The sequence below is a fragment of the Streptomyces sp. KL116D genome, assembly GCF_030766975.1.
GTDB classification, from domain to species: domain Bacteria; phylum Actinomycetota; class Actinomycetes; order Streptomycetales; family Streptomycetaceae; genus Streptomyces; species Streptomyces longispororuber_A.
In genome coordinates this window covers 90146-116594 of the sequence record NZ_JASERH010000060.1, presented here as the reverse complement: position 1 = coordinate 116594, position 26449 = coordinate 90146, and the positions used below count along the sequence as shown (strand labels likewise).

Annotated in this window: 30 protein-coding genes; 24 read left to right on the top strand and 6 right to left on the bottom strand. The window is 71.8% G+C overall.

All coding sequences use genetic code 11. The annotated features are described in order from the left end of the window. Window positions 1-7 precede the first annotated feature (7 nt). From RBJ77_RS24710 to RBJ77_RS24695, 4 genes are all read right to left on the bottom strand, one after another. Window positions 8-2281 carry an alpha-N-acetylglucosaminidase gene (locus tag RBJ77_RS24710; RefSeq protein WP_372347039.1) on the bottom strand — a complete coding sequence of 758 codons (2274 nt, stop codon included), beginning with the start codon at window positions 2279-2281 and terminating at the stop codon, window positions 8-10. A 173-nt stretch (window positions 2282-2454) separates the two neighbouring features. Continuing rightward, window positions 2455-3222 (bottom strand): ABC transporter permease, encoded by a 768-nt coding sequence (locus tag RBJ77_RS24705; RefSeq protein ID WP_372347038.1) that lies wholly within the window; start codon window positions 3220-3222, stop codon window positions 2455-2457. Next, window positions 3219-4142 carry an ABC transporter ATP-binding protein gene (locus RBJ77_RS24700; RefSeq protein ID WP_372347037.1) on the bottom strand — a complete coding sequence of 308 codons (924 nt, stop codon included), beginning with the start codon at window positions 4140-4142 and terminating at the stop codon, window positions 3219-3221. The genes RBJ77_RS24705 and RBJ77_RS24700 overlap by 4 nt, the downstream gene beginning before the upstream one ends. A 727-nt stretch (window positions 4143-4869) precedes the next feature. Continuing rightward, complete coding sequence (locus RBJ77_RS24695; RefSeq protein WP_372347036.1) at window positions 4870-5658, bottom strand: aminoglycoside N(3)-acetyltransferase; 789 nt, start codon at window positions 5656-5658, stop codon at window positions 4870-4872. A 205-nt stretch (window positions 5659-5863) separates the two neighbouring features. On the opposite strand from RBJ77_RS24695, the gene RBJ77_RS24690 reads away from it, so the two are divergent. The 16 genes from RBJ77_RS24690 to RBJ77_RS24615 all read left to right on the top strand — a co-directional run bounded on the left by RBJ77_RS24690 (window position 5864) and on the right by RBJ77_RS24615 (window position 19625). Then, window positions 5864-6607, top strand: coding sequence for a helix-turn-helix transcriptional regulator (locus RBJ77_RS24690; RefSeq protein ID WP_372347035.1), 744 nt, complete (start codon window positions 5864-5866; stop codon window positions 6605-6607). Next, window positions 6604-8028, top strand: coding sequence for a Fe-S cluster assembly protein SufB (gene sufB / locus RBJ77_RS24685; RefSeq protein WP_255969555.1), 1425 nt, complete (start codon window positions 6604-6606; stop codon window positions 8026-8028). Before RBJ77_RS24690 ends, sufB begins: the two co-directional genes overlap by 4 nt. Window positions 8029-8089: 61 nt before the next feature. Next, window positions 8090-9271, top strand: coding sequence for a Fe-S cluster assembly protein SufD (gene sufD / locus RBJ77_RS24680; protein WP_255969552.1), 1182 nt, complete (start codon window positions 8090-8092; stop codon window positions 9269-9271). Continuing rightward, window positions 9271-9588: a non-heme iron oxygenase ferredoxin subunit gene (locus RBJ77_RS24675; protein WP_255969549.1), complete on the top strand. Its 318-nt coding sequence runs from the start codon at window positions 9271-9273 to the stop codon at window positions 9586-9588. Before sufD ends, RBJ77_RS24675 begins: the two co-directional genes overlap by 1 nt. A 7-nt stretch (window positions 9589-9595) precedes the next feature. Next, a complete protein-coding gene (gene sufC, locus RBJ77_RS24670) occupies window positions 9596-10360 on the top strand; it encodes a Fe-S cluster assembly ATPase SufC (RefSeq protein ID WP_372347034.1) in 765 nt (254 codons plus the stop codon). Next, window positions 10357-11613, top strand: a complete 1257-nt coding sequence (locus RBJ77_RS24665; RefSeq protein ID WP_372347033.1) for a cysteine desulfurase — start codon at window positions 10357-10359, stop codon at window positions 11611-11613. Before sufC ends, RBJ77_RS24665 begins: the two co-directional genes overlap by 4 nt. A gap of 16 nt (window positions 11614-11629) precedes the next feature. Further along, a complete protein-coding gene (sufU, locus tag RBJ77_RS24660; protein WP_255969540.1) occupies window positions 11630-12088 on the top strand; it encodes a Fe-S cluster assembly sulfur transfer protein SufU in 459 nt (152 codons plus the stop codon). Next, window positions 12085-12423, top strand: coding sequence for a metal-sulfur cluster assembly factor (locus RBJ77_RS24655; protein WP_255969537.1), 339 nt, complete (start codon window positions 12085-12087; stop codon window positions 12421-12423). Before sufU ends, RBJ77_RS24655 begins: the two co-directional genes overlap by 4 nt. A gap of 162 nt (window positions 12424-12585) precedes the next feature. Next, on the top strand, window positions 12586-13980 hold the full coding sequence (locus tag RBJ77_RS24650) for a DUF3616 domain-containing protein (protein ID WP_372347032.1): 1395 nt from the start codon (window positions 12586-12588) through the stop codon (window positions 13978-13980). A 70-nt stretch (window positions 13981-14050) separates the two neighbouring features. Further along, complete coding sequence (locus tag RBJ77_RS24645) at window positions 14051-14371, top strand: multidrug efflux SMR transporter (RefSeq protein WP_372347031.1); 321 nt, start codon at window positions 14051-14053, stop codon at window positions 14369-14371. After that, the gene (locus tag RBJ77_RS24640; RefSeq protein ID WP_255969528.1) at window positions 14371-14907 is read left to right on the top strand and encodes a TetR/AcrR family transcriptional regulator; all 537 of its coding nucleotides are present in this window, start codon (window positions 14371-14373) and stop codon (window positions 14905-14907) included. The genes RBJ77_RS24645 and RBJ77_RS24640 overlap by 1 nt, the downstream gene beginning before the upstream one ends. An 86-nt stretch (window positions 14908-14993) precedes the next feature. Continuing rightward, window positions 14994-15596, top strand: a complete 603-nt coding sequence (locus RBJ77_RS24635) for an RNA polymerase sigma factor (protein ID WP_372347030.1) — start codon at window positions 14994-14996, stop codon at window positions 15594-15596. After that, on the top strand, window positions 15593-16576 hold the full coding sequence (locus tag RBJ77_RS24630) for a CU044_5270 family protein (protein ID WP_372347029.1): 984 nt from the start codon (window positions 15593-15595) through the stop codon (window positions 16574-16576). Before RBJ77_RS24635 ends, RBJ77_RS24630 begins: the two co-directional genes overlap by 4 nt. A gap of 112 nt (window positions 16577-16688) precedes the next feature. After that, window positions 16689-17675: a 2,3,4,5-tetrahydropyridine-2,6-dicarboxylate N-succinyltransferase gene (gene dapD, locus RBJ77_RS24625; protein WP_255969519.1), complete on the top strand. Its 987-nt coding sequence runs from the start codon at window positions 16689-16691 to the stop codon at window positions 17673-17675. Window positions 17676-17832: 157 nt separating this feature from the next. Next, on the top strand, window positions 17833-18408 hold the full coding sequence (locus tag RBJ77_RS24620; RefSeq protein WP_372347104.1) for a SigE family RNA polymerase sigma factor: 576 nt from the start codon (window positions 17833-17835) through the stop codon (window positions 18406-18408). After that, a complete protein-coding gene (locus RBJ77_RS24615) occupies window positions 18405-19625 on the top strand; it encodes a WD40 repeat domain-containing protein (RefSeq protein WP_372347028.1) in 1221 nt (406 codons plus the stop codon). The genes RBJ77_RS24620 and RBJ77_RS24615 overlap by 4 nt, the downstream gene beginning before the upstream one ends. On the opposite strand, the gene dapA is transcribed toward RBJ77_RS24615, so the two are convergent. Continuing rightward, window positions 19612-20493, bottom strand: a complete 882-nt coding sequence (gene dapA / locus RBJ77_RS24610; protein ID WP_372347027.1) for a 4-hydroxy-tetrahydrodipicolinate synthase — start codon at window positions 20491-20493, stop codon at window positions 19612-19614. The genes RBJ77_RS24615 and dapA overlap by 14 nt on opposite strands. A 197-nt stretch (window positions 20494-20690) precedes the next feature. Here dapA and RBJ77_RS24605 point away from each other — a divergent pair, with 197 nt between their 5' ends. From RBJ77_RS24605 to RBJ77_RS24570, 8 genes are all read left to right on the top strand, one after another. Next, complete coding sequence (locus tag RBJ77_RS24605; RefSeq protein WP_372347026.1) at window positions 20691-20999, top strand: hypothetical protein; 309 nt, start codon at window positions 20691-20693, stop codon at window positions 20997-20999. Next, entirely contained in the window at window positions 20996-21148 is a 153-nt protein-coding gene (locus RBJ77_RS24600) for a hypothetical protein (RefSeq protein ID WP_372347025.1), read from the top strand. The genes RBJ77_RS24605 and RBJ77_RS24600 overlap by 4 nt, the downstream gene beginning before the upstream one ends. Next, window positions 21145-21828 (top strand): hypothetical protein, encoded by a 684-nt coding sequence (locus RBJ77_RS24595; RefSeq protein WP_372347024.1) that lies wholly within the window; start codon window positions 21145-21147, stop codon window positions 21826-21828. Before RBJ77_RS24600 ends, RBJ77_RS24595 begins: the two co-directional genes overlap by 4 nt. A gap of 101 nt (window positions 21829-21929) precedes the next feature. Beyond that, complete coding sequence (locus tag RBJ77_RS24590) at window positions 21930-22340, top strand: phage holin family protein (protein ID WP_372347023.1); 411 nt, start codon at window positions 21930-21932, stop codon at window positions 22338-22340. Beyond that, complete coding sequence (locus tag RBJ77_RS24585) at window positions 22337-22723, top strand: DUF3618 domain-containing protein (RefSeq protein WP_372347022.1); 387 nt, start codon at window positions 22337-22339, stop codon at window positions 22721-22723. The genes RBJ77_RS24590 and RBJ77_RS24585 overlap by 4 nt, the downstream gene beginning before the upstream one ends. Then, window positions 22723-22992, top strand: a complete 270-nt coding sequence (locus RBJ77_RS24580) for a DUF4235 domain-containing protein (RefSeq protein ID WP_255969494.1) — start codon at window positions 22723-22725, stop codon at window positions 22990-22992. Before RBJ77_RS24585 ends, RBJ77_RS24580 begins: the two co-directional genes overlap by 1 nt. Window positions 22993-23148: 156 nt before the next feature. Then, window positions 23149-23787 carry an ArsR/SmtB family transcription factor gene (locus RBJ77_RS24575; RefSeq protein ID WP_372347021.1) on the top strand — a complete coding sequence of 213 codons (639 nt, stop codon included), beginning with the start codon at window positions 23149-23151 and terminating at the stop codon, window positions 23785-23787. A 5-nt stretch (window positions 23788-23792) separates the two neighbouring features. Continuing rightward, a complete protein-coding gene (locus tag RBJ77_RS24570) occupies window positions 23793-24542 on the top strand; it encodes an SRPBCC domain-containing protein (RefSeq protein WP_372347020.1) in 750 nt (249 codons plus the stop codon). Window positions 24543-24551: 9 nt separating this feature from the next. Here the strand turns inward: RBJ77_RS24570 and RBJ77_RS24565 are convergent, their stop codons facing one another. Beyond that, complete coding sequence (locus tag RBJ77_RS24565) at window positions 24552-26393, bottom strand: endonuclease/exonuclease/phosphatase family protein (protein ID WP_372347019.1); 1842 nt, start codon at window positions 26391-26393, stop codon at window positions 24552-24554. Between the last annotated feature and the right edge of the window lie 56 nt (window positions 26394-26449).

Genomic DNA, 26449 nt, shown 5'->3' with positions numbered 1-26449 from the left:
GCCGTCATCAGTGGTCTGCCGTCAGGCGTTCCCAGACCCGGGTCGCGATGCGGTGCGGGTCGCCCGTGGGGCGCTGCGGGTAGGGGGTGCGGTCCGCGCACCACGCCTCCTCGTCCGGGTACCAGTCGACCGCCTTGGGCGTGGTGCCCGTGGCCAGCGCGTCGTCGAGGACCGCGAAGTACCGCTTCCAGCGCGGCAGGTAGAAGTCGCGGACCAGGCCGCTCCACTCGCGGTTGGCGTAGTCGTGCAGGGTCCCCGCGTCGGCGGCGGCCCGGGGTCCCCACGTGGTGAGGATGGTGCGGGCTTCGCCCTCCAGACGGTCGGCCTCCGCGTCCGTGGGAGCGGCGCGGCGGGCCTCGGCGAGCCAGGGGCCGAGGAGGAAGCGCCGGTCGGTGGCGAGGAGGTCGTCGAGCAGCAGCATCCAGTCGAGCCACTGGCCGGTCAGGGTGCCGAAGAGGACGCGGTCCTTCGTGTCGTACGCCGACTTGATCCGGGGGAGGAGGACGCGGGCGCGGTTGACGAGGGCCTGGCGGGCGGTGTCGACGAGGTCGAAGCCGTAGGCGTCGGTGGCGCGGCCCGCCGGGGCGACCCGGAGGAGTTCGCCGAGAGCGGGTTCGAAGACGGCGAGGTCGTAGCGGGGCGCGGTCGGCGCCCATACCCCGGCGCTCGTCGCCGTCAGCGACGGGCGGGCGCAGAAGAGGCCGTCGTGGGCGCTGGCCCGGCCGCCGGTCGGGCCGGAGTAGGCGGTGCGGCGCAGGATGTCCCAGGCGGCGCGGGCGTGCGCGTCGGGGCCGCCGTATCGACGGTCGGCCCAGGAGGCGAACCAGGCGGACTGGTCGACGGTGCCGTCCCGCCAGGCGAGTTCCCCCATCAGCTCGAAGGCGGCCGGGTCGGAGCCGATGCCCTCTGGGAGCAGGGCGGTGCCGCGCAGCGCGCTGTCCGGCTTGTCGCGCCAGGCGGGGAAGCGCTCGGTCCAGACGCCGGTGTTGGCGCCGAGGGTGGTGTTGCCGCCGAAGTTGTAGATGGTGCCGAAGGCGTAGGAGGTGCCGAGCCACTGTGTCTCGCGCTCGAGGCCGTCGAGCCGGTCGGCGATGCCGTCGACGATGAACAGCTTGGTCCGGTCGACGGCCTGGAGGACCTTGACCGGTGGGTTGTTCTGCCAGCCGAGCAGGACCCAGGTCGCGCCCGGGTGGGAGGTCTGGAGCGCGTCCATGACTCCGGTGGCGGCGTCGCCGACGGGGACGTCACCCGCGCTCCCGCCCTCGTGCAGCAGGTCCATCTTGAAGTGCCGTGCCGCGTCGTCTCCGAACAGCGCCTTCTGCTCCCGGTAGAACGCGGCGGCGAGGCCGGCGAACACCTCGGTGCGCGGGTCGAGCCAGTCGGGCCGCTGGAACCCGCACCAGTCGCCCTGCGGCACCGTCTTCACACCGCCGTTGCGCGCGGAGAAGCCCTGCGGGACCGTGCCGAAGAAGCCGGGGAGTACCGGCGACATCCCCAGGTCGCGCATGCGGCGGATGACGCGGCGGGCCAGCTCGGCGCGCTCGTCCAGGAGCCGGGGGGAGAGGGGGCCGCCGTAGCCGGACATGTTCTGCAGCAGCCACCACGGCTGGTGGGCGGCGCCGGGGATCCAGGCGAGGAGTTCCTCGGCGGTGTAGCCGAAGTCCTGGAGCGCGCGGAAGTAGACCGACTCGGCGCCGGTGGACAGGAAGACCTGGTTCACGCCGTGCAGGGCGAGCCGGTCCAGCTCCCGCTCCCACCGCTGCCAGGAGCGGTACGGGCCCGTGTAGCCCTCGTGGGTGTCGTTGAGCGCGAAGCGGTACGGCATGGCCCGCTGTTCCAAGGGCTTCGCGGGTGCCGGCAGGCGTCCGGGCAGCCGCGCGAGGCTGTCACCGGGCAGCGAGACGTCGACTCCGGCGACGTACTTCAGATACCAGTTGACGCCGGTCAGCACGGTGGCCGGAGTGCTGCCCTCGACGGTGATCGCGCCTGCCCGGTGCCCGGTGACCCGGAAGCGGTCGGCGCCGCCGGGGGAAGTGGCGCCGTCAGGGGAAGCGGTGCCGTCGAGAGAAGCGGAGGAAGCGGAGGAGGGGGAGACGGAGGAAGGGGAAGCCGGGGAGAGGGTGAGTGTGAACTGGTCGGCGTGCCGGGGGAGCAGTCGGCGGAGCGTCTCGCGGGCTGCTCGGAGGTCACCGCCGGAATGCGCCTGCGCCGGACCGCTCGCGGCGCTCGCCGGGCCCGCGGACAGGGGCAGGGCGGCCCCCGCGGTCGCGGTCGCCGCCATGCCCAGAACCGTACGCCGCTTCATGTGCGCTCCCCAGCCGTCCCGGGCGGCTCACGAGGAGCCGCCGTCCGCCGTCCTGGAGCGCAGTTCTACGGGGACGCGCCGGGTCACGACCATGGACTTTCGCGGGACGGGCGTTGGACTTACCACGTGCGTCACGCCCGCCGCTCGCCTCACTCCCAGCGGAAGAAGCGCCCTGCCGCGCCGAGTCCCACGACCGCCCACACGGCGAGGATCCCGAGGTCGCCCCACGGCATCGACGCCCCGTGCTGGAGCACGTCGCGAAGACCGTCGGAGAGGGCCGAGATGGGCAGCAGACCGAGCACCGACTGGGCGGCGTCGGGGAACTTGTCGAGCGGCACGATGACCCCGCCGCCGACGAGCAGCAGCAGGAAGACCAGGTTGGCCGCGGCGAGCGTGGCCTCCGCCTTGAGCGTGCCGGCCATCAGCAGGCCGAGCCCGGAGAAGGCGGCCGTGCCGAGGATCAGGAGAAGGAGGACGGCGAAGGGGTTCCCGTGCGGGGACCAGCCCAGTGCGAACGCGATGACCGTCAGGAGGACGATCTGGAGGATCTCGGTGACCAGGACCGACAGCGTCTTGGCCGCCATCAGGCCCCAGCGCGGCAGCGGGGAGGCGCCGAGCCGCTTGAGGACGCCGTAGCGGCGCTCGAAGCCGGTCGCGATGGCCTGCCCGGTGAACGCCGTGGACATCACCGCGAGCGCGAGGATGCCCGGCGTCAGGAAGTCCACGGCCTTGCCGGAGCCCGTGTCGACGATGTCGACCGACGAGAACAGGACGAGCAGAAGGGTGGGGATGACGACCGTGAGCAGCAGCTGTTCGCCGTTGCGCAGCAGCATCTTCGTCTCGAGCGCCGCCTGCGTGGCGATCATGCGGGGGAGCGGTGCGGCTCCCGGGTTCGGCGTGTACGTGCCGGCGCTCATCCGCGCAGCTCCCGTCCGGTCAGTTCCAGGAAGACGTCTTCGAGCGTGTGCCGTTCGACGGAGATCTTGTCCGGCATCACCCCGTGCTGGGCGCACCAGGAGGTGACCGTGGCCAGGAGCTGGGGGTCGATCTTGCCGGCGACGCGGTAGGAGCCGGGGGTGAGTTCGGCGGCCGCGGAGTCGGCGGGCAGGGCCTTGAGGAGGGAGGCGACGTCGAGGCCGGGGCGGCCCGTGAAGCGGAGCGTGTTCTCGGCGCCGCCGCGGCACAGCTGCTCGGGGGAGCCCTGCGCGATGACCTTGCCCGCGTCCACGATCGCCACGTCGTCGGAGAGCTGCTCGGCCTCGTCCATGTGGTGCGTGGTGAGGATGACCGAGACGCCGTCCGACCGCAGATCGCGGACCAGGTCCCAGGTGGCGCGGCGGGCCTGCGGGTCGAGGCCCGCGGTCGGCTCGTCCAGGAAGACCAGTTCGGGGCGGCCGACCACGGCCATCGCGAGGGCGAGGCGCTGCTGCTGGCCGCCGGACAGCCGCCGGTAGGTGGTGCGGCCGCAACTGCCGAGGCCCAGGCGCTCGATGAGGGCGTTCACGTCGAGCGGGTGGGCGTGGAGCTTGGAGATGTGGCGGAGCATCTCGTCGGCGCGGGCGCCGGAGTAGACGCCGCCGGACTGCAGCATCACGCCGATGCGGGGGCGCAGTGCGGAGGCCTGCTTCACCGGGTCGAGGCCGAGGACGCGGACGGTGCCGGCGTCCGGCCTGCGGTAGCCCTCGCAGGTCTCGATGGTGGTGGTCTTGCCCGCGCCGTTGGGGCCGAGGACGGCCGTGATGCCGGGGGCTGCAGTGAGGTCGAGACCGTCGACCGCGGTCTTGTTTCCGTACCGCTTCACCAGACCGGTGAGGTGGAGGACGGGCTCGCTTTCCATGGTGGGCAAGTCTAAGGACGTGCGGGGCCGCGCCGGAGGGCGGGGCGGACCCCCTCGGTCGGGGGTCGAGGTGCTTTGCGGCCAGCGGGCGGGATGTCCCGGTGCTGCGGTGTCTCGGTGCTGCGGTGTCCCGGTGTCTCGATGCCCCGTGACGCTGCCTCCCGCTCGAACTGAATGCCCCGCCCGGCAGACGGGCGCTGCGTCCACCGACGGCACCGCGCCCGCGGATGACACCGCGCCCACTGACGGCTCGGCCACACCGATGGCACCGCGTCCACCGACGGCGCGGCGTCACCGACGGCACCGCGTCCACCGATGGCACCGCGTCCACCGACGGCGCGGCGTCACCGACGGCACCGCGTCCACCGATGGCACCGCGTCCACCGACGGCTCGGCGACACCGACGGCACCGCGCCCGCCGATGACACCGCGTCCACCGACGGCTCGGCCACACCGACGGCTCGGCCACACCGATGGCACCGCGCCCACCGATGGCACCGCGTCCACCGACGGCACCGCGCCCACCGACGGCTCGGCGACACCGACGGGTGCGCGTCACCGACGGATGTGCGGTACCGACGGATGTGCCGCACCGACCGCTCGACGGCGCCCGGGCTGCAGCCGATGGACGCCGTGGGTTCTGCTCAACTCGATCCGGGTGCCCAGCGGCCCGATCTGGGACCTCTGGGGCGGGCCTCTGGGCGGACTTCGGGGCCGGTGACAGTCCCTAGACCGGTCGTCGGTTGGCCGGCAGCCACTTCTGGGCGTAGGCCACCGCGCCGGGCAGGGGGAACAGCCGGGCTTCTGCGGCGCCGACCCGGCCACGGACGACCGGGGTGTCCTGTTCGAAGGCGGCGCCGAGTTCGTCGAAGCGGTCGGCGGAGATGGTCACCTCCGTGACGTGCTCCCAGCCCGCGGGACCGGGCCGGCCCGCGTCCTCCAGGCGGTGCGGGATGCGGTACTCGGCCAGGTGGAAGGCCGTGCACGTGTCGTACCCGGCGCCCAGGAGCAGCACTCGCGCGCCGCGTTCCTCCAGTCGGGCCAGCGGGCTGCGCTCACCCAGCCGGCAGTCGGGCGCGTGCCCGTCCGTCACGGCCGCCGCGCCGGGGCCGAGCGCGGCGAAGGACGTCTGCGGGTGGGCGCTGCGCAGGGCGCCCGGCCAGGTGCGCACGGTCTCCGGGATCACGCCGACGCCCCGGGTGGGCGTGAGCGCCGGGTCGTAGACCGGCATCGTCGCCCGGATCGGCTCCCACCAGTCGGCCGGCACCGGCGGCGCGCCCCACAGCGACGGATCGCTGAGATCGCCGGACTGCGCGGGCACCACCAGCGTGCCCGCGGGACCCAGTGCGTCGAGCAGGGCCTGGACGACGGCGACCGGTCCGCCGTTGACCCAGCCGAGGCTGCTGAGCGAGGAGTGCACGAGCAGGGTCTCGCCCGGTTCGACGCCGAGCGCGCGCAGGTCGGTGGCGAGGGCGGCGCGGGTGACGAGTGGGCCGGTCGGAGGGGGTGTGGACATGGAAGGAGTGTCCTTGCGGAGGGGGTCGGGGCGCCACGGAATTCCCGTGGGCGGCATCCGGACGACCTCGGTGTTCTGATCGATCAAAGATCGTTTCCGCAGGTCACGCGCGGTGTCTACTTAGGTCTGCCTAAGTGACGCACGGCACCGAGGGCGATCACCAGCCCGCTTGTCAGGGTCTGAGGAATTACGCAACAATGGCGTTGTGAAAAACGTCGGCGAGGCTCAGGAGGCACCCACGGGGGCCCCTCAGGAAGAGCTCGCGACCGGTGAGCGTTCGACGCGCAACCGGGTCGCGCGTTCCATCCTGGACCACGGCCCGTCCACGGTCGCCGATCTCGCGGGACGCCTCGGCCTCACCCACGCCGCCGTCCGCCGCCACCTCGACGCCCTGGTCGCCGACGACGTCGTGGAGCCCCGCGAGCAGCGGGTCTACGGAGCGCGCACGCGCGGCCGGCCCGCCAAGGTGTTCGCCCTGACCGATTGCGGTCGCGACGCCTTCGACCAGTCCTACGACAAGCTCGCCGCCGAGGCGCTCCGCTGGATCAAGGAGCACGCCGGGGGAGACGACGCGGTCGTCGCCTTCGCCCGCGACCGGATCGCCGCCCAGGCCGCCCCCTACAAGGCGGCGATCGAGGCGGTGGCCCCGGAGGAGCGGGCCCAGGCCCTGGCGAAGGCCCTGAGCGCGGACGGGTACGCTGCTACGGCGCGTAGCGCGCCCCTCCCGCAAAGAGGCGAGCAGCTCTGCCAGCACCACTGTCCAGTCGCCCACGTCGCCGAGCAGTACCCACAGCTCTGCGAGGCCGAGACGGAGATGTTCTCCCAGATCCTCGGCACCCACGTCCAGCGGCTGGCCACGATCGCCCATGGCGACGGCGTCTGCACGACGTTCATCCCCAAGACCACTGAAAACGCATCTGCAAGCACCGCCGGGAGGAACCCCGCATGACTCTCCCCATCGAGGAGACTGCCCACCCCGAGCTCGAAGGCCTGGGCAAGTACGAATACGGCTGGGCTGACTCCGACACGGCCGGTGCCTCTGCCAAGCGCGGCATCAACGAGGACGTCGTCCGGGACATCTCCGCCAAGAAGAACGAGCCGGAGTGGATGACCAAGCTCCGTCTCAAGGGCCTGAAGCTCTTCGAGAAGAAGCCCATGCCGAACTGGGGCTCCGACCTCTCCGGCATCGACTTCGACAACATCAAGTACTTCGTGCGCTCCACGGAGAAGCAGGCGGAGTCCTGGGAGGACCTGCCCGAGGACATCAAGAACACGTACGACAAGCTCGGCATCCCCGAGGCGGAGAAGCAGCGCCTCGTCGCCGGTGTCGCGGCCCAGTACGAGTCCGAGGTCGTCTACCACCAGATCCGTGAGGACCTGGAGGAGCAGGGCGTCATCTTCCTCGACACCGACACCGCCCTCAAGGAGCACCCGGAGCTCTTCAAGGAGTACTTCGGCACGGTCATCCCGGTCGGCGACAACAAGTTCGCGTCGCTGAACTCCGCGGTGTGGTCGGGCGGCTCCTTCATCTACGTGCCGAAGGGCGTGCACGTCGAGATCCCGCTCCAGGCCTACTTCCGCATCAACACGGAGAACATGGGCCAGTTCGAGCGGACGCTGATCATCGTCGACGAGGACGCCTACGTCCACTACGTCGAGGGCTGCACCGCGCCGATCTACAAGTCGGACTCGCTGCACTCCGCCGTCGTCGAGATCATCGTGAAGAAGGGCGCCCGCTGCCGCTACACGACGATCCAGAACTGGTCGAACAACGTCTACAACCTGGTCACCAAGCGCGCCGTGGCGTACGAGGGCGCGACCATGGAGTGGATCGACGGCAACATCGGTTCCAAGGTCACCATGAAGTACCCGGCCGTCTACCTGATGGGCGAGCACGCCAAGGGCGAGACGCTCTCCATCGCCTTCGCGGGCGAGGGCCAGCACCAGGACGCCGGCTCCAAGATGGTCCACATGGCGCCGAACACGTCGTCCAACATCGTCTCGAAGTCCGTGGCGCGCGGCGGTGGCCGCACCTCCTACCGCGGTCTCGTCGAGATCGGCGAGGGCGCCGCCGGATCGAAGTCGAACGTGCTGTGCGACGCGCTGCTCGTCGACACGATCTCCCGCTCCGACACGTACCCGTACGTCGACGTCCGCGAGGACGACGTCTCCATGGGTCACGAGGCGACCGTCTCCAAGGTCTCCGAGGACCAGCTCTTCTACCTGATGAGCCGCGGACTGAGCGAGTTCGAGGCCATGGCGATGATCGTGCGCGGCTTCGTGGAGCCGATCGCCAAGGAGCTCCCCATGGAGTACGCCCTCGAGCTCAACCGGCTGATCGAGCTGCAGATGGAAGGGTCGGTCGGCTGACCCCGGTCGACTGACGTCTCCATCAGCCCACTTACGTAAGAAAGCGAGCGCTACGACAGCCATGGCTGAGGCTCAGAACATCCCGGCCGGTTCGACCACCGCCGGAACCATCGCGGTGGCCGCAGAGTCGACCGTCGCCACGCGCATGAGCGCGCCCCCGTCCTTCGACGTGCAGGACTTCCCGGTCCCGCACGGCCGTGAGGAGGAGTGGCGGTTCACGCCGCTGGAGCGGCTGCGCGGCCTGCACGACGGCACCGCCGTCGCCACCGGCACCGGCGTCAAGGTCGACGTGGAGGCGCCGGCCGGCGTCACCGTCGAGACCGTCGGCCGGGACGACGCCCGCATCGGCAAGGCCGGCAAGCCCGTCGACCGGGTCGCCGCGCAGGCGTACTCGGCGTTCGAGAAGGCCGGCGTGATCACCGTCCCCAAGGAGACGGTGCTCACCGAGCCGATCCGGATCGCCGTGCACGGCGAGGGCGGCACCGCCTTCGCCCACCAGGTCGTCGAGCTGGGCGCCTTCGCCGAGGCCGTCGTCGTCATCGACCACACCGGTGACGCGGTGCTCGCCGCCAACGTCGACTACCTGCTCGGCGACGGCGCGAAGCTCACCGTCGTCTCCGTCCAGGACTGGGACGACAAGGCCGTGCACGTCGCGCAGCACAACGCGCTCGTCGGCCGCGACGCCTCCTTCAAGTCGGTCGTCGTCACCTTCGGCGGTGACGTCGTCCGGCTGCACCCGCGCGTCCAGTACGCGGCCACCGGCGGCGAGGCCGAGCTGTTCGGCCTCTACTTCACCGACGCCGGCCAGCACCAGGAGCACCGCCTCCTGGTCGACCACAACACCCCGCACTGCAAGTCGAACGTCGTGTACAAGGGCGCGCTGCAGGGCGAGGAGGCGCACGCCGTGTGGATCGGTGACGTCCTCATCGAGGCCGCCGCCGAGGGCACGGACACGTACGAGATGAACCGGAACCTGGTTCTGACCGACGGCGCCCGCGTCGACTCCGTGCCGAACCTGGAGATCGAGACCGGCGAGATCGTCGGCGCCGGTCACGCCTCCGCGACCGGCCGCTTCGACGACGAGCAGCTCTTCTACCTGATGGCCCGCGGCATCCCCGCCGACGAGGCCCGCCGTCTCGTCGTGCGCGGCTTCTTCGCCGAGCTGGTCCAGCAGATCGGCGTCGACGACATCGAGGCGCGCCTCCTCGAGAAGATCGAGGCCGAGCTGGAGGCCACCGTCTGATGGCCTTCGTACGCGCCTGTGGGCTGAGCGAGCTGGAGAGCGACACCCCGAAGCGGGTCGAGCTCGACGGCACGCCCGTGTCCATCGTGCAGACGGAGGGCGAGGTGTTCGCGATCAACGACATCTGCTCGCACGCGAACGTGTCGCTCTCCGAGGGCGAGGTGGAGGACTGCCAGATCGAGTGCTGGCTGCACGGCTCCGCGTTCGACCTGCGCACCGGGAAGCCGTCCGGCCTCCCCGCGACGCGCCCCGTCCCCGTATACCCCGTAAAGATCGAAGGAGACGACGTGCTCGTCTCCCTCACCCAGGAGTCCTGAGGCACCCATGGCAACGCTTGAAATCAAGGACCTGCACGTCACCGTCGAGGCCGACAACGCCACGAAGGAGATCCTCAAGGGCGTCGACCTCACCGTGAAGCAGGGCGAGACGCACGCCATCATGGGCCCGAACGGCTCCGGCAAGTCGACCCTCGCCTACTCCCTCGCGGGTCACCCGAAGTACACGATCACCTCCGGCACCGTCACGCTCGACGGCGAGGACGTCCTGGAGATGTCCGTCGACGAGCGCGCCCGCGCCGGCCTCTTCCTCGCCATGCAGTACCCGGTCGAGGTCCCCGGCGTCTCCGTCTCCAACTTCCTGCGCACCTCGGCCACGGCCGTGCGCGGCGAGGCCCCCAAGCTGCGCACCTGGGTGAAGGAGGTCAAGGAGGCCATGGAGAAGCTCTCCATGGACCCGTCCTTCGCCGAGCGCAACGTGAACGAGGGCTTCTCCGGCGGTGAGAAGAAGCGCCACGAGATCCTCCAGCTGGAGCTCCTCAAGCCGAAGATCGCGATCCTCGACGAGACCGACTCCGGCCTGGACGTCGACGCGCTGCGCATCGTCTCCGAGGGCATCAACCGCGTCCGTGAGAACGGCGAGGTCGGCACCCTCCTGGTGACCCACTACACGCGCATCCTGCGCTACATCAAGCCCGACCACGTCCACGTCTTCGCGGGCGGCAAGATCGTCGAGTCCGGCGGCGCCGAGCTCGCCGACCAGCTCGAGGCCGAGGGCTACGACAAGTACGTGAAGGGTGGCGCATCCGCGTGACACAGCTGCCGGGCCTCCTCGACACCGAGGCGATCCGCAAGGACTTCCCGATCCTCGACCGGGTGCTCCACGACGGCAAGAAGCTCGTGTACCTGGACAACGCGGCGACCAGCCAGACGCCGCGCCAGGTCCTCGACGTCCTGACGGAGTACTACGAGCAGCACAACGCCAACGTCCACCGCGGCGTGCACGTGCTCGCCGAGGAGGCCACGGCGCTGTACGAGGGCGCGCGCGACAAGGTCGCCGCGTTCATCAACGCGCCGAGCCGCGACGAGGTCATCTTCACGAAGAACGCCTCGGAGTCGCTCAACCTCGTCGCCAACATGCTGGGCTGGGCCGACGAGCCGTACAAGGTCGATCACGAGACCGAGATCGTCATCACGGAGATGGAGCACCACTCCAACATCGTTCCGTGGCAGCTGCTCTCGCAGCGCACCGGCGCGAAGCTGAAGTGGTTCGGCCTGACGGACGACGGCCGGCTCGACCTGAGCAACATCAACGAGGTCATCACCGAGAAGACGAAGATCGTCTCGTTCGTCCTCGTGTCGAACATCCTCGGCACCCACAACCCGGTCGAGGCCATCGTGCGCCGCGCCCAGGAGGTGGGCGCCCTCGTCCTCATCGACGCCTCGCAGGCCGCCCCGCACATGCCGCTGGACGTGCAGGCGCTGCAGGCCGACTTCGTGGCCTTCACCGGCCACAAGATGTGCGGCCCGACCGGCATCGGCGTGCTCTGGGGACGGCAGGAGCTCCTGGAGGACCTGCCGCCGTTCCTGGGCGGCGGCGAGATGATCGAGACCGTCTCCATGCACTCGTCGACGTACGCGCCGGCGCCGCACAAGTTCGAGGCGGGCACGCCGCCGATCTCGCAGGCCATCGGCCTCGGGGCGGCGATCGACTACCTGAACTCGATCGGCATGGACAACGTCCTGCGGCACGAGCAGGCGCTCACCGAGTACGCCGTGAAGCGGCTGCAGGAAGTCCCGGACCTGAAGATCATCGGCCCGACCACGGCCGAGGAGCGGGGCGCCGCGATCTCCTTCACGCTCGGCGACATCCACCCGCACGACGTGGGCCAGGTCCTCGACGAGCAGGGCATCGCGGTCCGGGTCGGTCACCACTGCGCGCGGCCGGTCTGCCTGCGGTACGGAATTCCTGCGACCACGCGAGCGTCGTTCTATCTGTACTCCACGCCCGGCGAGATCGACGCTCTGGTCGACGGCCTGGAGCACGTACGGAACTTCTTCGGCTGAGGGGCTGGCTGGGAACGTGAAGCTGGATTCGATGTACCAGGAAGTCATCCTGGACCACTACAAGCACCCGCACGGGCGCGGTCTCCGGGATGGCGACGCCGAGGTGCACCACGTCAACCCGACGTGCGGCGACGAGATCACGCTGCGCGTCAAGTACGACGGCGAGACCATCGCCGATGTCTCGTACGAGGGCCAGGGCTGCTCGATCAGCCAGGCCTCGGCCTCCGTCCTGAACGACCTGCTGGTCGGCAAGGAACTGGCCGACGCGCAGAAGATCCAGGAGACCTTCCTGGAGCTGATGCAGTCCAAGGGACAGATCGAGCCGGACGACTCGATGGAGGAGCTCCTGGAGGACGCCGTCGCGTTCGCCGGGGTCTCCAAGTACCCGGCGCGAGTGAAGTGCGCCCTCCTGAGCTGGATGGCGTGGAAGGACGCGACGGCGCAGGCTTTCGCGGAGGAGGCGAAGACCGCATGAGTGACAACACGGCAGTGGAGATGAAGCCGGCCTCCGAGGAGGAGGTCCGCGAGGCGCTGTACGACGTCGTCGACCCCGAGCTGGGCATCGACGTGGTCAACCTGGGCCTGATCTACGGCATCCACATCGACGACGCGAACATCGCGACGATCGACATGACGCTGACGTCCGCGGCCTGCCCGCTGACCGACGTCATCGAGGACCAGGCGAAGTCCGCCACCGACGGCATCGTCAACGAGCTGCGGATCAACTGGGTCTGGATGCCGCCGTGGGGCCCGGACAAGATCACGGACGACGGGCGCGAGCAGCTGCGGGCGCTGGGCTTCAACGTCTGAGTGTCCGACTGCGTACGACCGATCGGCCCCGGTGGGACTCCCGCCGGGGCCGATCGGCGTTTCGGCCGTGCGGCGTTCGGCCGCCGTACCGGTGATCGACACGCGGCGTTGGGGTGCGGAGCGGAACCTTCCGTCGACATCACGTCGACGAAGGGAACCTCGGTGCCGCACTCCACTCCGCGCCTGCGCCGCGCGGCGCTCGCCGCCGCAGCGGGCGGTCTGCTCACGCTGGCCGCCGTCAGTGGCAACTTCCCGGCGGGCGCGGCCGGTTCGGCCACGCCGACCATCACGCTCTCCGCCGCCTACCTCAGCGGCGCCGTCGGCGGCGTCGGCGACCCGACGGTCACCGTGAGCGTCGCGCAGAGCGGGACCGACGCCTCCGCCCTCACGGTGACGGCGTCCGCCAGCAGCAAGACGTCCGTCGCGCAGACCGGCGACGTCACCGTCGGCGGGACCGGCGCGATCCGCACCGTGTCCGTCGCCGCGCGCGGCCAGGGCTACACCGACCTGACGCTGAAGGTCACGGGCAGCGGCGGCTCCACGGCCACCACCAAACTGCACTACGCGGCCTCCCAGTCCGTGCAGAACCCGTCCGGCACCCGGTACTTCACCGGTTCCAGCGACGCGTCCGCCGCGGTCGACGTGGGCGGCGGCTACGTCGTCGTCGCGGACGACGAGTCCAACGTGCTGCGCCTGTACGACGGTTCGGCCTCCGGCGCCCCCGTGAAGACCTGGGACATGTCCTCAAAGGTCGGCGCCGACAAGGAGATCGACATCGAGGGCGGCACCCGCGTCGGCGACCTCATCTACTGGACCGGCTCGCTCGGCAACAACAAGGACGGCGAGTACAAGGCCGACCGGAACACCGTCTTCACCACCACGGTCAGCGGCAGCGGCGCGTCCACCCAGCTGACCTACGCGCACTCCTACAAGAAGCTGCGCGACCAGCTCGTGTCGTGGGACAAGGCGAACGGCAACCGGTACGGCTTCGCCGCGGGCACCGCCTCCGGCGAAGTGCCCAAGCAGATCGACGGGTTCAACGTCGAGGGCCTGGAGTTCGCGCCCGGCTCGACCACCACCGCCTACGTCGGCTTCCGCGCCCCGCTCGTGCCGCCGAAGAACGGCGGCAAGGCGCTGATCGTGCCCGTCACCAACATGGACAAGGTCGTCGCGAGCGGCTCGACGCCCGTCTTCGGCACGCCCATCGAGCTGGACCTCGGCGGCCTCGCCGTCCGCGACATCCGCAAGAACGCCGCGAACCAGTACCTGATCGTGGCCGGCAGCTGGGCCGCCGACGACAACTCCGACCCGTACGCCCTGTACCGCTGGGACGGCGTCGCCGGCACCGCCCCGACGAAGGTCGCCGACCTGCCGACCACCGACCCGGGCGGCTGGGAGTCGGTCGTCTCCGTGCCCGACCTGTCCGTGGCCGGACAGCGCGCGCAGCTGATCACCGACGACGGCGCCGCCGACCTGTACGGCGACGGCACCGAGGCCAAGGACCTGACCCACGACGAGTGGAAGAAGTCCCGGGCGACCTGGTTCACGGTCTCGTAGCACGGTCCGCGGCGACACGGCCGAGCGATCCTGTGTACGGGTGTACGCAACGATGCGTACACTCGTACACATGGGATACGTTCTGCTGGCCGGCGCCATCGCCGCCGAAGTGGCCGCCACCACGGCCATGAAGTACAGCGAGGGGTTCAGCAGGCTCTGGCCCTCGCTGGTCACGGTCACCGGATACGTGATCGCGTTCGCACTGCTCGCACAGACGCTGAAGACCGTGCAGATCGGTACCGCGTACGCGATATGGGCCGGTGTCGGCACCGCCGTCATCGCCGCGATCGGCATGGTCTTCCTCGGTGAGGGGCTGACCGCGGCCAAGGTCGCGGGCATCGTCCTCGTCATCGGCGGGGTCGTGCTCCTGAACCTGGGAGGGGCCCACTGATGGCGCGGCGCTACGACCCCGAGCGGCGCCAGCGGATCATCGACGCCGCCATCCGCGTCGTCGGCTCGAAGGGCATCGGAGGCCTCAGCCACCGCACCGCCGCGGCCGAGGCCGACGTGCCGCTCGGCTCGACGACGTACCACTTCAAGACGCTCGACGAGCTGATGGTCGCCGCGCTGCGCCAGGCCAACGAGGGGTTCGCCAAGGTCGTCGCCGCGCGCGGCGCCTTCCAGGACCCGGCCGTCGACCTGGCCGGCGAACTGGCCGGACTCCTCGGCGAATGGCTGGCCGGCGACCGGGTCGGCGTGGAGCTTGAATACGAGCTGTACCTGGCCGCGCTGCGCCGGCCCGCGCTGCGCCCCGTCGCCGCCGAGTGGTGCCGGGAACTGGCCGACGCCATCGAGGACCGCACCGACCCCGTCACGGCCCGCGCCCTGGTCGCGCTGATGGACGGGATCTCGCTGCAGGTGCTGCTGACCGGCGGGGAGTACGACGCGGACTACGCGCGGGAGATGCTGGCGCGGCTCATTCCCTGACGCGCCGCCCGGGACCGTGAACCTTTGTACGGGCTGTGGGGAACAGAGGGTGACATGCTCGACCCCGCCCCGCGTACGGAGGACCTGTGAGCGGACCACCACCGCACGATCCCGACGGCAGTGACGGCCGCGTCATCGCGCACTCCCTGGAACAGCCCGAGGTCTTCGCCCGCCTCTACGACCGGTACGCCGCCGACATCCACCGCTACGCGGCCCGGCGGCTCGGCGAGCACGCCGCGGACGACATCACCGCCGACACGTTCCTGACGGCGTTCCGGGTGCGGGGAAGGTACGACACGGCGCGGGCCAGCGCCCGGCCCTGGCTGTACGGGATCGCGGCCCATCTGATCGGCAAGCAGCGGCGCACCGAGGTACGGGCCCTGCGCGCCCTCGCGCGCACCGGGCACGACCCCGTCGCCGCCACCTGGGTCGAGGACACCGAGAACCGGATCGCCGCCCAGGGACCCCTCGCCGACGCGCTCGCCGCGCTGTCCGCCGCCGACCGGCACGTCCTGCTGCTCGTGGCCTGGGCCGACCTCACGTACCAGGACGTCGCCGAGGCGCTCGGCATACCCGTCGGGACCGTCAGGTCCCGGCTGAACCGGGCCCGCCGCAAGGTGCGGGCCGCGCTGGGGGCCGACCCGGCGTTCATGACCGACGTGGATGTGGCGGAGGTGGTCCGGCCGTGAGCGTGGACGAGATGAACGAGGTGCGGGAGTTCCGCGACGACGCGCCCGTCGCCGACCGGGCCCGGCTCGCCCCGGGCAGGGACCGCCTGGAGCAGGCGCTGCGCGGACGCGCCCGGGCCCGCGGGTTCCGGTCCGACTGGCGGTTCACCGCGGCGGCGGCGGCCGGCGCGGTCGCGGCGATCACGGCGATCACCATGGTGGTGACGGGTGTCGGCGGCGACGGCACGGCAGGACCGCCGATGCCCGCCGCGAGCCGGCTCGTCCTCGGCGATCCGGCCGAGGTGCTCGGCCGGATCGCCGACACCGTCGAGCAGGGGCCCGCGGTGCCGGAGCCGGGATCCACGCAGTGGATGTACGAGCGGGTCGTGAACGGTGACTCCGGGGTCTGGCCGGACGACGGCGACGGACCCGGGGAGCCGAAGACCCACAACGAGTGGAAGAAGTACGCCGACCCGCGCTTCGAGAACGGCCGGGAGGGCGACGACCACTCGCCGCGCGAGCGGTACCGCTTCCTGAAGGCGCTGCCCGACGATCCGGCGGGCGTCCTGAAGAAGGTCCGGACGTTCTACCCGAGTGGCCAGAAGAGCCACGAGTCGCGGGCCGCGCAGGACTTCGGGGCCCTGCGCGTGCTCATGGAGAGCTATCCGATGCCGCCCGACGGGCTCGCCAAGGTCTACCGGGCGCTGGCCACGGTCCCGGGCGTGGAGATCACCGACCACGTCGTACGGGACGTCGCGGGCCGCGAGGCCATCGCCATCGGCCTGCGGGCCGGGCCCGAGGCGCGGATGCGCGACGAGATCCTCATCGACCCGCGCACCTACGCGTACGCCGGATCGCGCTGGATCGTGCTGCGGGACTACGTGCAGGACTACCCCGGCGCCGACGACACCCCCGACCGGCCGTGGAAGGCGGGCGACATCTGGCTGCAGGACGCGCGGCTCACCGCCGCCGTCGTCGACAAGAAGGGGCAGCGCCCCTGAACCGCTGAGGGGAAGAGGGCGAGGGAGAAGGGGCGAGCGAAGGGAGCCCGGGTGCTGAGACGGGCTCCCCGCCGGTTCGCCTCCACGGGGGCCCGCCGATTAGGTTGGCCCCATGACCGACACTGCTACTCGCTCCACCGGCGCCGTCGCCGCCGGCCTCGCCACCGTCACCACCGACGGCACCGTTCTCGACACCTGGTTCCCCGCCCCCGTCCTCCAGGACGAGCCCGGCCCGGCCGGTACCGAGAAGCTCTCCGCCGAGAAGGCCGTCGAGCTGCTCGGCGCCGGTGCCGCCAAGGCGATCGGCCCCGACGCCCGGCGCGGCGTGGAGATCGTGGCGGTCCGCACGGTCATCGCCTCCCTCGACGACAAGCCGCTCGACGCGCACGACGCGTACCTGCGGCTGCACCTGCTCAGCCACCGCCTGGTCAAGCCGCACGGCCAGAACCTGGACGGCCTGTTCGGGCTGCTCGCCAACGTCGCCTGGACCTCGCTCGGCCCGGTCGCCGTCGACGCCGTCGAGACGGTCCGGCTGAACGCCCGCGCCGAGGGCCTGCACCTCCAGGTCACGTCGATCGACAAGTTCCCGCGCATGACCGACTACGTCGCCCCCAAGGGCGTGCGCATCGCCGACGCCGACCGCGTCCGCCTCGGCGCGCACCTCGCCGAGGGCACCACGGTCATGCACGAGGGCTTCGTGAACTTCAACGCGGGCACGCTCGGCACGTCGATGGTCGAGGGCCGCATCTCCGCGGGCGTCGTCGTCGGCGACGGCTCGGACATCGGCGGCGGCGCCTCCACCATGGGCACCCTGTCCGGTGGCGGCAACGTCCGCATCGTCATCGGCGAGCGCTGCCTGGTCGGCGCCGAGGCGGGCGTCGGCATCGCGCTCGGCGACGAGTGCGTCGTCGAGGCGGGCCTGTACGTCACCGCCGGCACGCGCGTGACCATGCCCGACGGCGAGATCGTCAAGGCCCGTGACCTCTCCGGCGCCTCGAACATCCTCTTCCGCCGCAACTCGGTGACCGGCACGGTCGAGGCCCGCCCGAACAACGCGGTGTGGGGCGGCCTGAACGAGGTGCTGCACAGCCACAACTGACCCTCACAGGTCTGCACAGCGGCCCGCGCCGGGATCCCGGCGCGGGCCGTCGTGCGTCGCGCGCGAAGAAACTTCCCGGGGGTGGCATAGCGAGGGCGGTCCGGACGCGTCACCACAGACAGAGAGCATCACGAGGGTGGGGAAAGTGAAGGTGACGATGGATGCCGTACGGGAACAGCGCGGTGAGAGTGCGGAAGGTTTCCGGGAGTTCGTGGCGAACCGGTCGTCGGCGCTGCTGAAGACGGCGGTCCTGCTCAGCGGCGGCGACCGGCACGCCGGGGAGGACCTGCTGCAGAACGCGCTGATCAAGGTCGCCGGACGGTGGAGCAGGGTGGAGGACCCCGAGGCGTACGTGCGTCAGGTCCTGTACCGCCAGCAGGTCAGCAGATGGCGGCTCAAGTGGCCGCGCCGCGAGGTGAGTTACGGGGAGGTGCCGGACGGCGCCGCAGGGGACGGCGGGACCTCCGCCGCCGAGCTGCGGGTCGTCATGCGCGCCGCGCTGGCCCGGCTCACCCCGCGCCAGCGCACCGTGCTCGTGCTGCGCTACTTCGAGGACCTGCCCGAGGGCGACGTCGCCCGGGTCCTCGGCATCTCGGTCGGCACCGTGCGCTCCACGACGCAGCGCTCCCTCGTCAGGCTCCGCGGCCTGGCACCCGAACTGGCCTCGCTCGGCCGGGCCGACGCCGAGCAGCCCCCGTCCCGCGACCACGCCCCTGTGGAGGTGCGCCCGTGAACGTCGACGACATGCTCAAGGATGCGCTGCGCGAGCAGGCGGACGGCGTGGGACCCGCACCCGCGGACTTCGCCGACCGGGTCCTCTCGGTCCGCAGGAAGCGGCGCGGGCGCACGGTCGTCGGCGCTGCGGTCGCGGCCGCCGCGGTGGTCGCCGGGGCGCTGGTGGTGCCGCAGATCGGCGGCGGCGAGGACGTGCGGCCCGCGGGCGTGACCGGCTCGGCGGACGTCATCGCCCACCCCCGCCAGTCGCCGCCCAGGGACGTCATCGCGGCCGGCCGGACGGCACTCGCGTCGTTCTCCACGTCCAAGGAGGTCGTCTTCAAGAACGGCGACGGGCAGCGGGTGCGGACGTACGGCGTCCTCGATCCCACGACCAAGAGGTACCGCAGGACCACCGACTGGTCCTGGCTCACCGTCGCACCGGGGCTGCGCACGGCGGCCGTCCTGGAGAAGAAGGTGCCGGCCGAGCGGATCGGTCTGCTCGACCTCGCCACGAACAAGGTGACGCGCTGGATCCCGGTGGAGGAGGGGGTCGCCGGGCTCGCGTACTCGCCGGACGGCAGCAAGCTCGTCGCCACGACCTACGCGAAGGACCCGGACGCCCTCTACAAGAGGAACAAGGTCGACTACGGCGACGGCAAGACCATGCCGGGCGCCGACTTCGAGTCGTCCAGGACCGGCTTCGCCGTCGTCGACGTGAAGTCCGGGCGCAGCGACTGGCACGAGGTCACCGAGAACGAGGACACCAACGCCCGCCAGGACTTCGCGTTCGACTCCACCGGCACCCTGGTGCACGCCGGGGTCATGACGGGCGGCGTGCCGGAGCAGTACTTCGACCTCCAGGGACGCAAGGCGGCCGTGCCGGCCAACGAGCGGTTCGCCCAGTGGTTCGTCCAGGCGGGGCTCTCGCCCGACGGCAAGCACGTCGCCGGGGACTTCGCGGGCAGTGGCAAGACGATCGCCGTCGCCGTGAACGACGCCAGGACCGGCAAGCTCGTCGACAAGCTGCCCGCCCAGCAGCTGCTCGCCTGGGCCGACGACAAGCGGCTCATCGCCTGGGGCTGCGACCCCGAGAAGTGCGGTGGCAAGGGGGAGTTCCGCAACCAGCTGCTGCTGGTGACGATCGGCAGCGACAAGGTCGTCCAGCTCAGCGACTTCCGCAAGGCGTCGGCCGACTATCCGGGCCGCTGGAGCCCCGAGTTCACGACGCGCTGAGCAGCTCCTCGTACGCCGCCCGCAGTCCGTCGGCCGCCGCCCGGCCGGCGGGCCGCAGCGGCGGGCGGACCGGGCCGCCGAGCAGCGCCTTGACCGTGACCGTCCCCGGCAGCCCCGCGTTCATCATCAGCTCGGTGAGCGGCACGGTCAGCCGCTGGCGCCGGGCGGCCTCCGCCGTGTCGCCCGCGTCGTAGGCGTCGACGACGGCGCGGAAGGCGGCGGGCGCCACGTTCGCCACCGTCGAGACGTACCCGGCGCCGCCGAGCGCGTACAGCGCCAGCACGTACTCGTCGCAGCCCGTGTAGTACGCGAGGTCGGTGGCCGCCATGACCCTCTGCGTACCGAGCAGGTCGTACGCGCAGTCCTTCACCGCCACGATCCGGGGGTGCCCGGCGAGCCGGATCATCGTCTCCGGTTCGATCCGGGTGCCGGTGCGGCCCGGGATGTCGTAGAGCATCACCGGCAGCTCCGTGGCGTCGGCGAGATCCAGGAAGTGCGCCTCGACGGCGTCCTGCGGCGGGCGGCTGTAGTAGGGGGTGACCGCCAACAGGCCGTCCGCACCCGCCTGTTGGGCCCGGCGGGCGAGCTCGACGGTGTGCCGGGTGTCGGCGGTGCCGATGCCCGCGACGACCGGGGTCCGGTCGCCGACGGCCGCGCGCACCGCCCGCACCAGATCCGTCTTCTCGTCGTCGGACGTGGTCGGGGACTCGCCGGTCGTGCCGGACAGCACGAGCCCCTCGCAGCCCTGCGAGACGAGCCGCTCGGCCAGCCGCTGCGCGGCGTCCAGGTCGAGCGCGCCGGTGTCGGTGAAGGGCGTGACCATCGCGCACAGCGCGCGGCCGAAGGGGGCGGGGCGGGTCTCGTTCATGGGGTTAGTCTCGGCCGCCCGACGGTGAAGCTCCACTTAAATCTTCTACGAGGTGGAGCGGAGCACTCCTGAAGGTTACGGGTGACGGGGAGCACCTTTCGGTCGTTCTCGGTGACTTTTGGCCGAGAGGGGGTCTTCAGGTCACTCGTCCGCAATCCGATGAACTGCACAGAACGTGTTGCTCGGCCGGTTCAGAGGTGTTCGAGGTGCAAGACGTGGTGATGGCCCTGGCCATGCCCGTGCTGATGTGCGCGAGTGGGATCTATGCGGCCGCTGCCGCCCTGTGGCGGCAGCGGCGTCCGTCGCCGCCGCCGTACTCGCAGGCCGGGATACGTCTGGCGGGGGAGCGGGCGGTCGCCGTCGCGGAGGCCGTGGTGGCCGACCAGTACGCGCTCCTCCTGCACGACGCGGCGGGCACTGGTGCCAAATCGTCCGGGGTGCGTCACCATGAGAGGCCGGTGGCCGGGGACCGGGCCGCCGAAGGCCGTTCAGGGGAGGCACCATGAGGCTCGGCAAAGCACTCGCCACCGGGATCGCCGAAGAGGCTCCTCGGGACACCGCGCAGCCCGAAGTGACCGCGCCCGAGCGGGAGTTGTCCATCGACGACGTCGTCGAGGCGACACCGGAACCCGTCGAGGTCCCGGCCGCCCGATGAGGCCCCGGCTCCCGGAGGAACGCCCGGAGGAGCCGCCCACCGGTCACAAGATCGCCCACCCCGTGATCGACGCGGACGGTGGGCGCGCCGGTTTCCTGGGCGTCTCGCTCGGTGCCGCCGCGCCCTACCGGGTGCTCGACGAGGCGCGCTGCGTCTACGGGCGGCGGCACCGCGCCCCGCACCGGCGCTGCGACTGCGGCTTCCACTGCGTGCACGAACGCGCGGTCGCCGAGGGCCTGTTGGTGAGCGAGCAGTACCGCAGGGCGGTGCTGCTCCAGGTCTCCGTGCTCGGCGCCTACATCCGCTTCGAGCACGGCTTCCGCTACCAGCGGCAGCGCGTGCGCACCATGACCGTGGCGCCGTGCCCGTGCGGTGCCGCGGCCGGTGTGCTCGCCGACGCGGGCTGGGGCCGGGACGGGCGGCGCGTCCTGGAGGCGGCGTGCGCCGGATGCGTGGGCGGGCGCGCCCGGTGGACCCTCGACGCGTTCGCGCGGCTCGCCGGGGAGGGCCTTCAGGTGGTGGCGGCCCCGGGCGCCCGGCTGACCGGTGCGGCGCCCGGCATGCCGGAGCTGGTCGCGGAGGCGGCGCTGCTGCAGGCCCGGCTCGACTGGTTCCAGGGGCAGTTGGCGCGGCTCGGCGAGGCGATGGGCGGCGCCGGTCCCGAGCCCGGGGAGCGCTGAGCGGCTCCGGCAGGACCGGCAGGACCGGGCCGGGCGGGAAGGGATGGTGTGCCCGCCTCCGGGTACCCGGCGTGTCCACGCACGGAAGGAGGCGGGACACGGTGACCGGGACCACCGATCGGCCTGCGGAGCGACGCTCCGTCGGCGAACTCGTCGAGCGGGCGACCGAACAGCTCTCCACGCTCGTACGACACGAAATGGCGCTCGCCCGCTGGGAGTTGAGCGAGAAGGGGCGGCGGGCCGGACGCGGCGGCGGGCTGCTCGGCGCCGCCGGGGCCACCGCGTACGTCGGGTTCATGGTGCTCGCCGCGGCCGGCACCGCCGCGCTGTCGCTGGTCCTGCCCGTCTGGGCGGGCGCGCTGATCGTCGCGGGCGTGCTGTTCGCCGTGGCGGCGGTGCTCGCGCTGGCCGGGCGGCGGGAGCTGGGGCGCGCGGCGCCGCCACTGCCCACGGAGGCCATGGACGGCCTCAAGGCCGATGCCGAGGAGATCAAGGAGAGGGCGCGCCGATGAGCCGTACCGACAAGGCGAGCGGGGCCGAAGGGCCCGCCGCGATACGCCGCGACATCGCGCGCAGCAGGGTGGAACTCGCCGAGACAGTGGAGGAGTTGGCGGCCCGGGCCGACGTGCGGAGCCGGGCCCGCGGCACGGCCGTGCGCGTGGCGGACCGGGTGCGGGGCCGGACGCCGGAGCCCGTGCGCCATGCGACGTCGGCCGTCGCACGGGCCGCGACCGGACATCCGCGTCCGGCCCTCGCGGCGGCCGCCGGGGTCGTGGTCGCCGTCGCGGTGACCAGGCACCGGGTGAACGGCCGGGTCAGCAGCCGGGTGAACAGCCGGGGGATCAGCAGGGGGATCAGCAGGGGTGCCGGCCGGTGGAACGGGAGGCGTCACTGATGGGGCGCGCGGTCAGGATCGCGTACCGGCCGCTCGGCCTGGTCCTCGGGATGGCCGGCGGGCTCCTCGCCCGGGCCGCCTTCGACCGGACGTGGCGGGCGCTGGCCGGTGAGGACGACGCGCCGGACGCGATGGACGAGGGGCGGAGCTGGGGCGAGGTGCTGGGGGCCGCCGTCGTGCAGGGAGCCGTCTTCGCCGTGGTGAAGGCGGCGGTGGACCGTGGCGGAGCGGTGGGCGTGCGTCGGCTGACCGGGGTCTGGCCCGGCTGACGCGCCTGGCTGACGCGCCCGGCCGCGGTGTCGGCCGGGCGCACGCCCCGGTGTCCGCCGGGCCCACGCCCCGGTGTCGGCCGGGCGCACGCCACGGCGCCCACCGACGATTTCACTCGCCTGGACAAAAAAAGTTTTCGGTGGGACGGTGGAGTCATGTTGGACGTCACCGTCATCGAGGATCCGGCCGCCGCCGCGGTCTCGCTCGACCCGACAAGGGCCCGGCTGCTCGCCGAGCTCACCGAGGGGCCCGCGTCCGCGGCGATGCTGGCCGCCAAGGTCGGGCTGCCGCGGCAGAAGGTGAACTATCACCTCAAGGCGCTGGAGAAGCACGGGCTCGTCGAGCTCGCGGGCGAGCGCCGCAAGGGCAATGTCACCGAGCGGCTGATGCGGGCCACCGCGGCCTCGTACGTGATCTCGCCCGGCGCGCTCGGCGCCGTGCAGCCGGACCCGGACCGGGCCCGCGACCAGCTCTCCGCGCGCTGGCTGCTCGCGCTCGCCGCCCGTCTCGTCCGGGACGTGGGCGCGCTGCTCACCGGCGCCGCGCGGGCCCGCAAGCGGCTCGCCACGTTCGCGCTCGACGGCGAGGTGCGGTTCGCCTCCGCCGCGGACCGGGCCGCGTTCGTCACGGAGCTGACGCAGGGCGTCGAGGCGCTGATCCTCAAGTACCACGACGGCGCCGCCGAGGGCGGCCGCGACCACCGGGTGGTGGTCGCCCTGCATCCCGAGCTCAAGGAGCCCGTCCCGGACGCGGACGCCCGACTTCCCACCACGGCACGTGAACTGACGGAGTGACTGACATGAGCGAGAACAGCGGCGCCAAGGAGTTCGAGGTCGCCCGGGAGTTCGAGGCCGACGCCCGGCCCGAGCAGATCTGGGACGCGGTCACCAACGGCACGGCCGGCTGGCAGTGGCCCATGGAGTACGAGCCCAAGGAGGGCGGCGCCGGCCCCTTCAACTCCGTGCTCACCACCTGGGACCCGCCGCACCGGCTCACCGTCCTGTCCGAGGACCCGGCGGCCCTGCCCCCGTTCCAGACGAAGAACCAGCTCGACTACACGATCGAGCCCAGGGACGGCGGCAGCCGCGCCTGGGTGCGCTACGTCCACAGCGGCATCTTCACCGACAACTGGGACGAGTACTACGACGGCGCCGACAAGCACACCGACTTCTACCTGCACACCCTGCGCCAGTACGTGACCTTCTTCGCCGGCCGGCCGGTCGCGTTCACCACGTTCGACGGGCCCGCCGCGTCCGTGGGCCCCGAGGCCCTCACCGCGGTCGGCCGCGCGCTCGCGCTGCCCGGCGACGCCGGCGAGGGCGCACGGGTGCGCGTCCAGGGCCCCGGCGGGACGGCCCTGGACGCCGTGCTCGACTACCGCACCGACCACTTCATCGGGCTGCGCACCGACCACGCCCTCTACCGGATCTTCGGCCGGGGCCGCTGGGGCGCGCCCGTCGGCATCAGCGTCCACGACTTCGATCCGGACGCCGACGCCGAGCGGAACGAGACCGAGTGGCGCGGCTGGCTGGACTCGGTCTTCGCCTGAGGCACCGCGTCAGGGACGGAAGCGCAGCACCTGCGGGTCGTGGTCGCTGATCTGGTCGTGGAACTCGCTGTTGATGTGCACGCTGTCGTACGCGAACGCGTCCTTCGCCCGGATCGACGGGCTGATCAGGATCTGGTCGAGCACCTGGCTGTTGCCCTGGTAGTCGTACGTGTACCGCTCGCTCTTCGGCAGCGACTTGATCGCCGACCACAGTGCGCCGCCGTCCTCCAGGCGCTGCGCCGTGCCGGAGAACTCGAAGTCGTTGATGTCGCCGAGCGTGACCACGGCGGCGTTGCGCTGGACCTTCAGGATGTCCTTCACGAACGCGTTCACCGACGTCGCCTGCGCGTGGCGCTGCGTCTCCGAGCTGCGCGTCGGCGGCTGGTACTGGGAGGTCAGCGCCTGGTCGCCGCCCTTCGACGCGAAGTGGTTGGCGATCACGAAGACCGTCTTCCCGCGGAAGGTGAACTCGCCCGCGAGCGGCTTGCGGCTGCTCTTCCAGGCGTCGTTCGCCGGGTCGATCCGCCCGGGCGACGCGGTCAGCGCGGCCCGGCCCTTCCGGCTCGTCACGCCGACCGGCGTGGTGGCGTCGCCGCCCGCGCGGTCGGTGAACGACACGCGCTCGGGGTTGAACAGGAACACCTGCCGGATGTTGCCGCCCGGCTCGCCGCCGTCCTGGTTGTCCACCGGGTCGATGGAGCGCCAGTCGTACGCCGGGCCGCCGGCCGCGGCGATCGCGTCGATCAGCTTCTTCATCGTCGCGTCGGCGGCGACCGTGCCGTCGTTCTTCGCGCCGTTGTTGTCCTGGATCTCCTCCAGGGACACGATGTCGGGCGACCGCAGGTGGTCGACTATCGCGGCCGCGTGCTCCTCGAACGTGGCGTCGGACGGGTCGAGGTTCTCGACGTTGTACGTCGCCACCGCCAGCTCGCCGGACTTCTGCGCCCGGGTCGTCTCCCGCTGCAGACCGGCCGGGGCCAGCGTGCCCAACTCCCGTGCCACCAGCGTGTATCCGCCGTACTGGTTGAAGTCGAGCGGGCCCTCGGTGGTGCCCGACAGGACGTCGCCGACGTCGGCCGTCGGGAAGTCGGCGACCGTGCCCAGCGACTGGATCTGGAGCCGGCCGGTGTTCTGCGCGTCGTACGAGGCGTACCGGGTGCCGCCCCGCTTGGTGCGGTTCTCGTGCGGCTTGACCGTGACCCACAGCTCCGCGTACGCGTCGGAGGCGGTCACGACGCGCGACGAGCCGATCCGGACGTTCTGGCCCTCCAGCGACTCGTAGTAGTCCAGGGCGTACTTCTTCGGTTGCAGCGGCAGGCCGTTGACCGAGCCGTTCGCCGCCGGGTCGCCCGCCCCGGTGTAGGCCGCCGGGACCGACTTCGCGTCGATCGTCGTGACCGGGACCGCGTTGCCCGACGAGACGACCGTGACCGTCGGCTTGGTGATCTCGGTGAGCGACTGGTTGCCGGACGAGGCGCCGCCGGGCACGTACTCCGACACCGTGCCGGAGACCGTGACGGCGTCGCCCGTCTGTACGGTCGGTGCGGAACTCGTGAAGACGAAGACGCCCTCGCTGGTGGCCGGGTCGGCGTCCGGGGCGGTGTCCTGGAGCCAGAAGCCCTTGGACGAGCCGTACGTCCTGACCCCGGTCACCACGCCGGCCACGTCCGTGACCTGCCGGCCGGCGAGCGGGGACGTCCGGGTGTTGCCCTGGATGTCGTGGACGGCGACGGCGGCCGCGTGGGCCGGGGCGGTCGCGACGACGGCGCCGGACGCGCCGCAGGCGACGGCGACGGCGATCGCGGCGAGCCGCGAGCGGGAGAACGGGGACTGCGCTGACTTGCTCGGCAAGGGATCCCTCCGGGGACGTGCGTGTGGCGAGCGCCGGGACGAGGGGTGAGGGACGG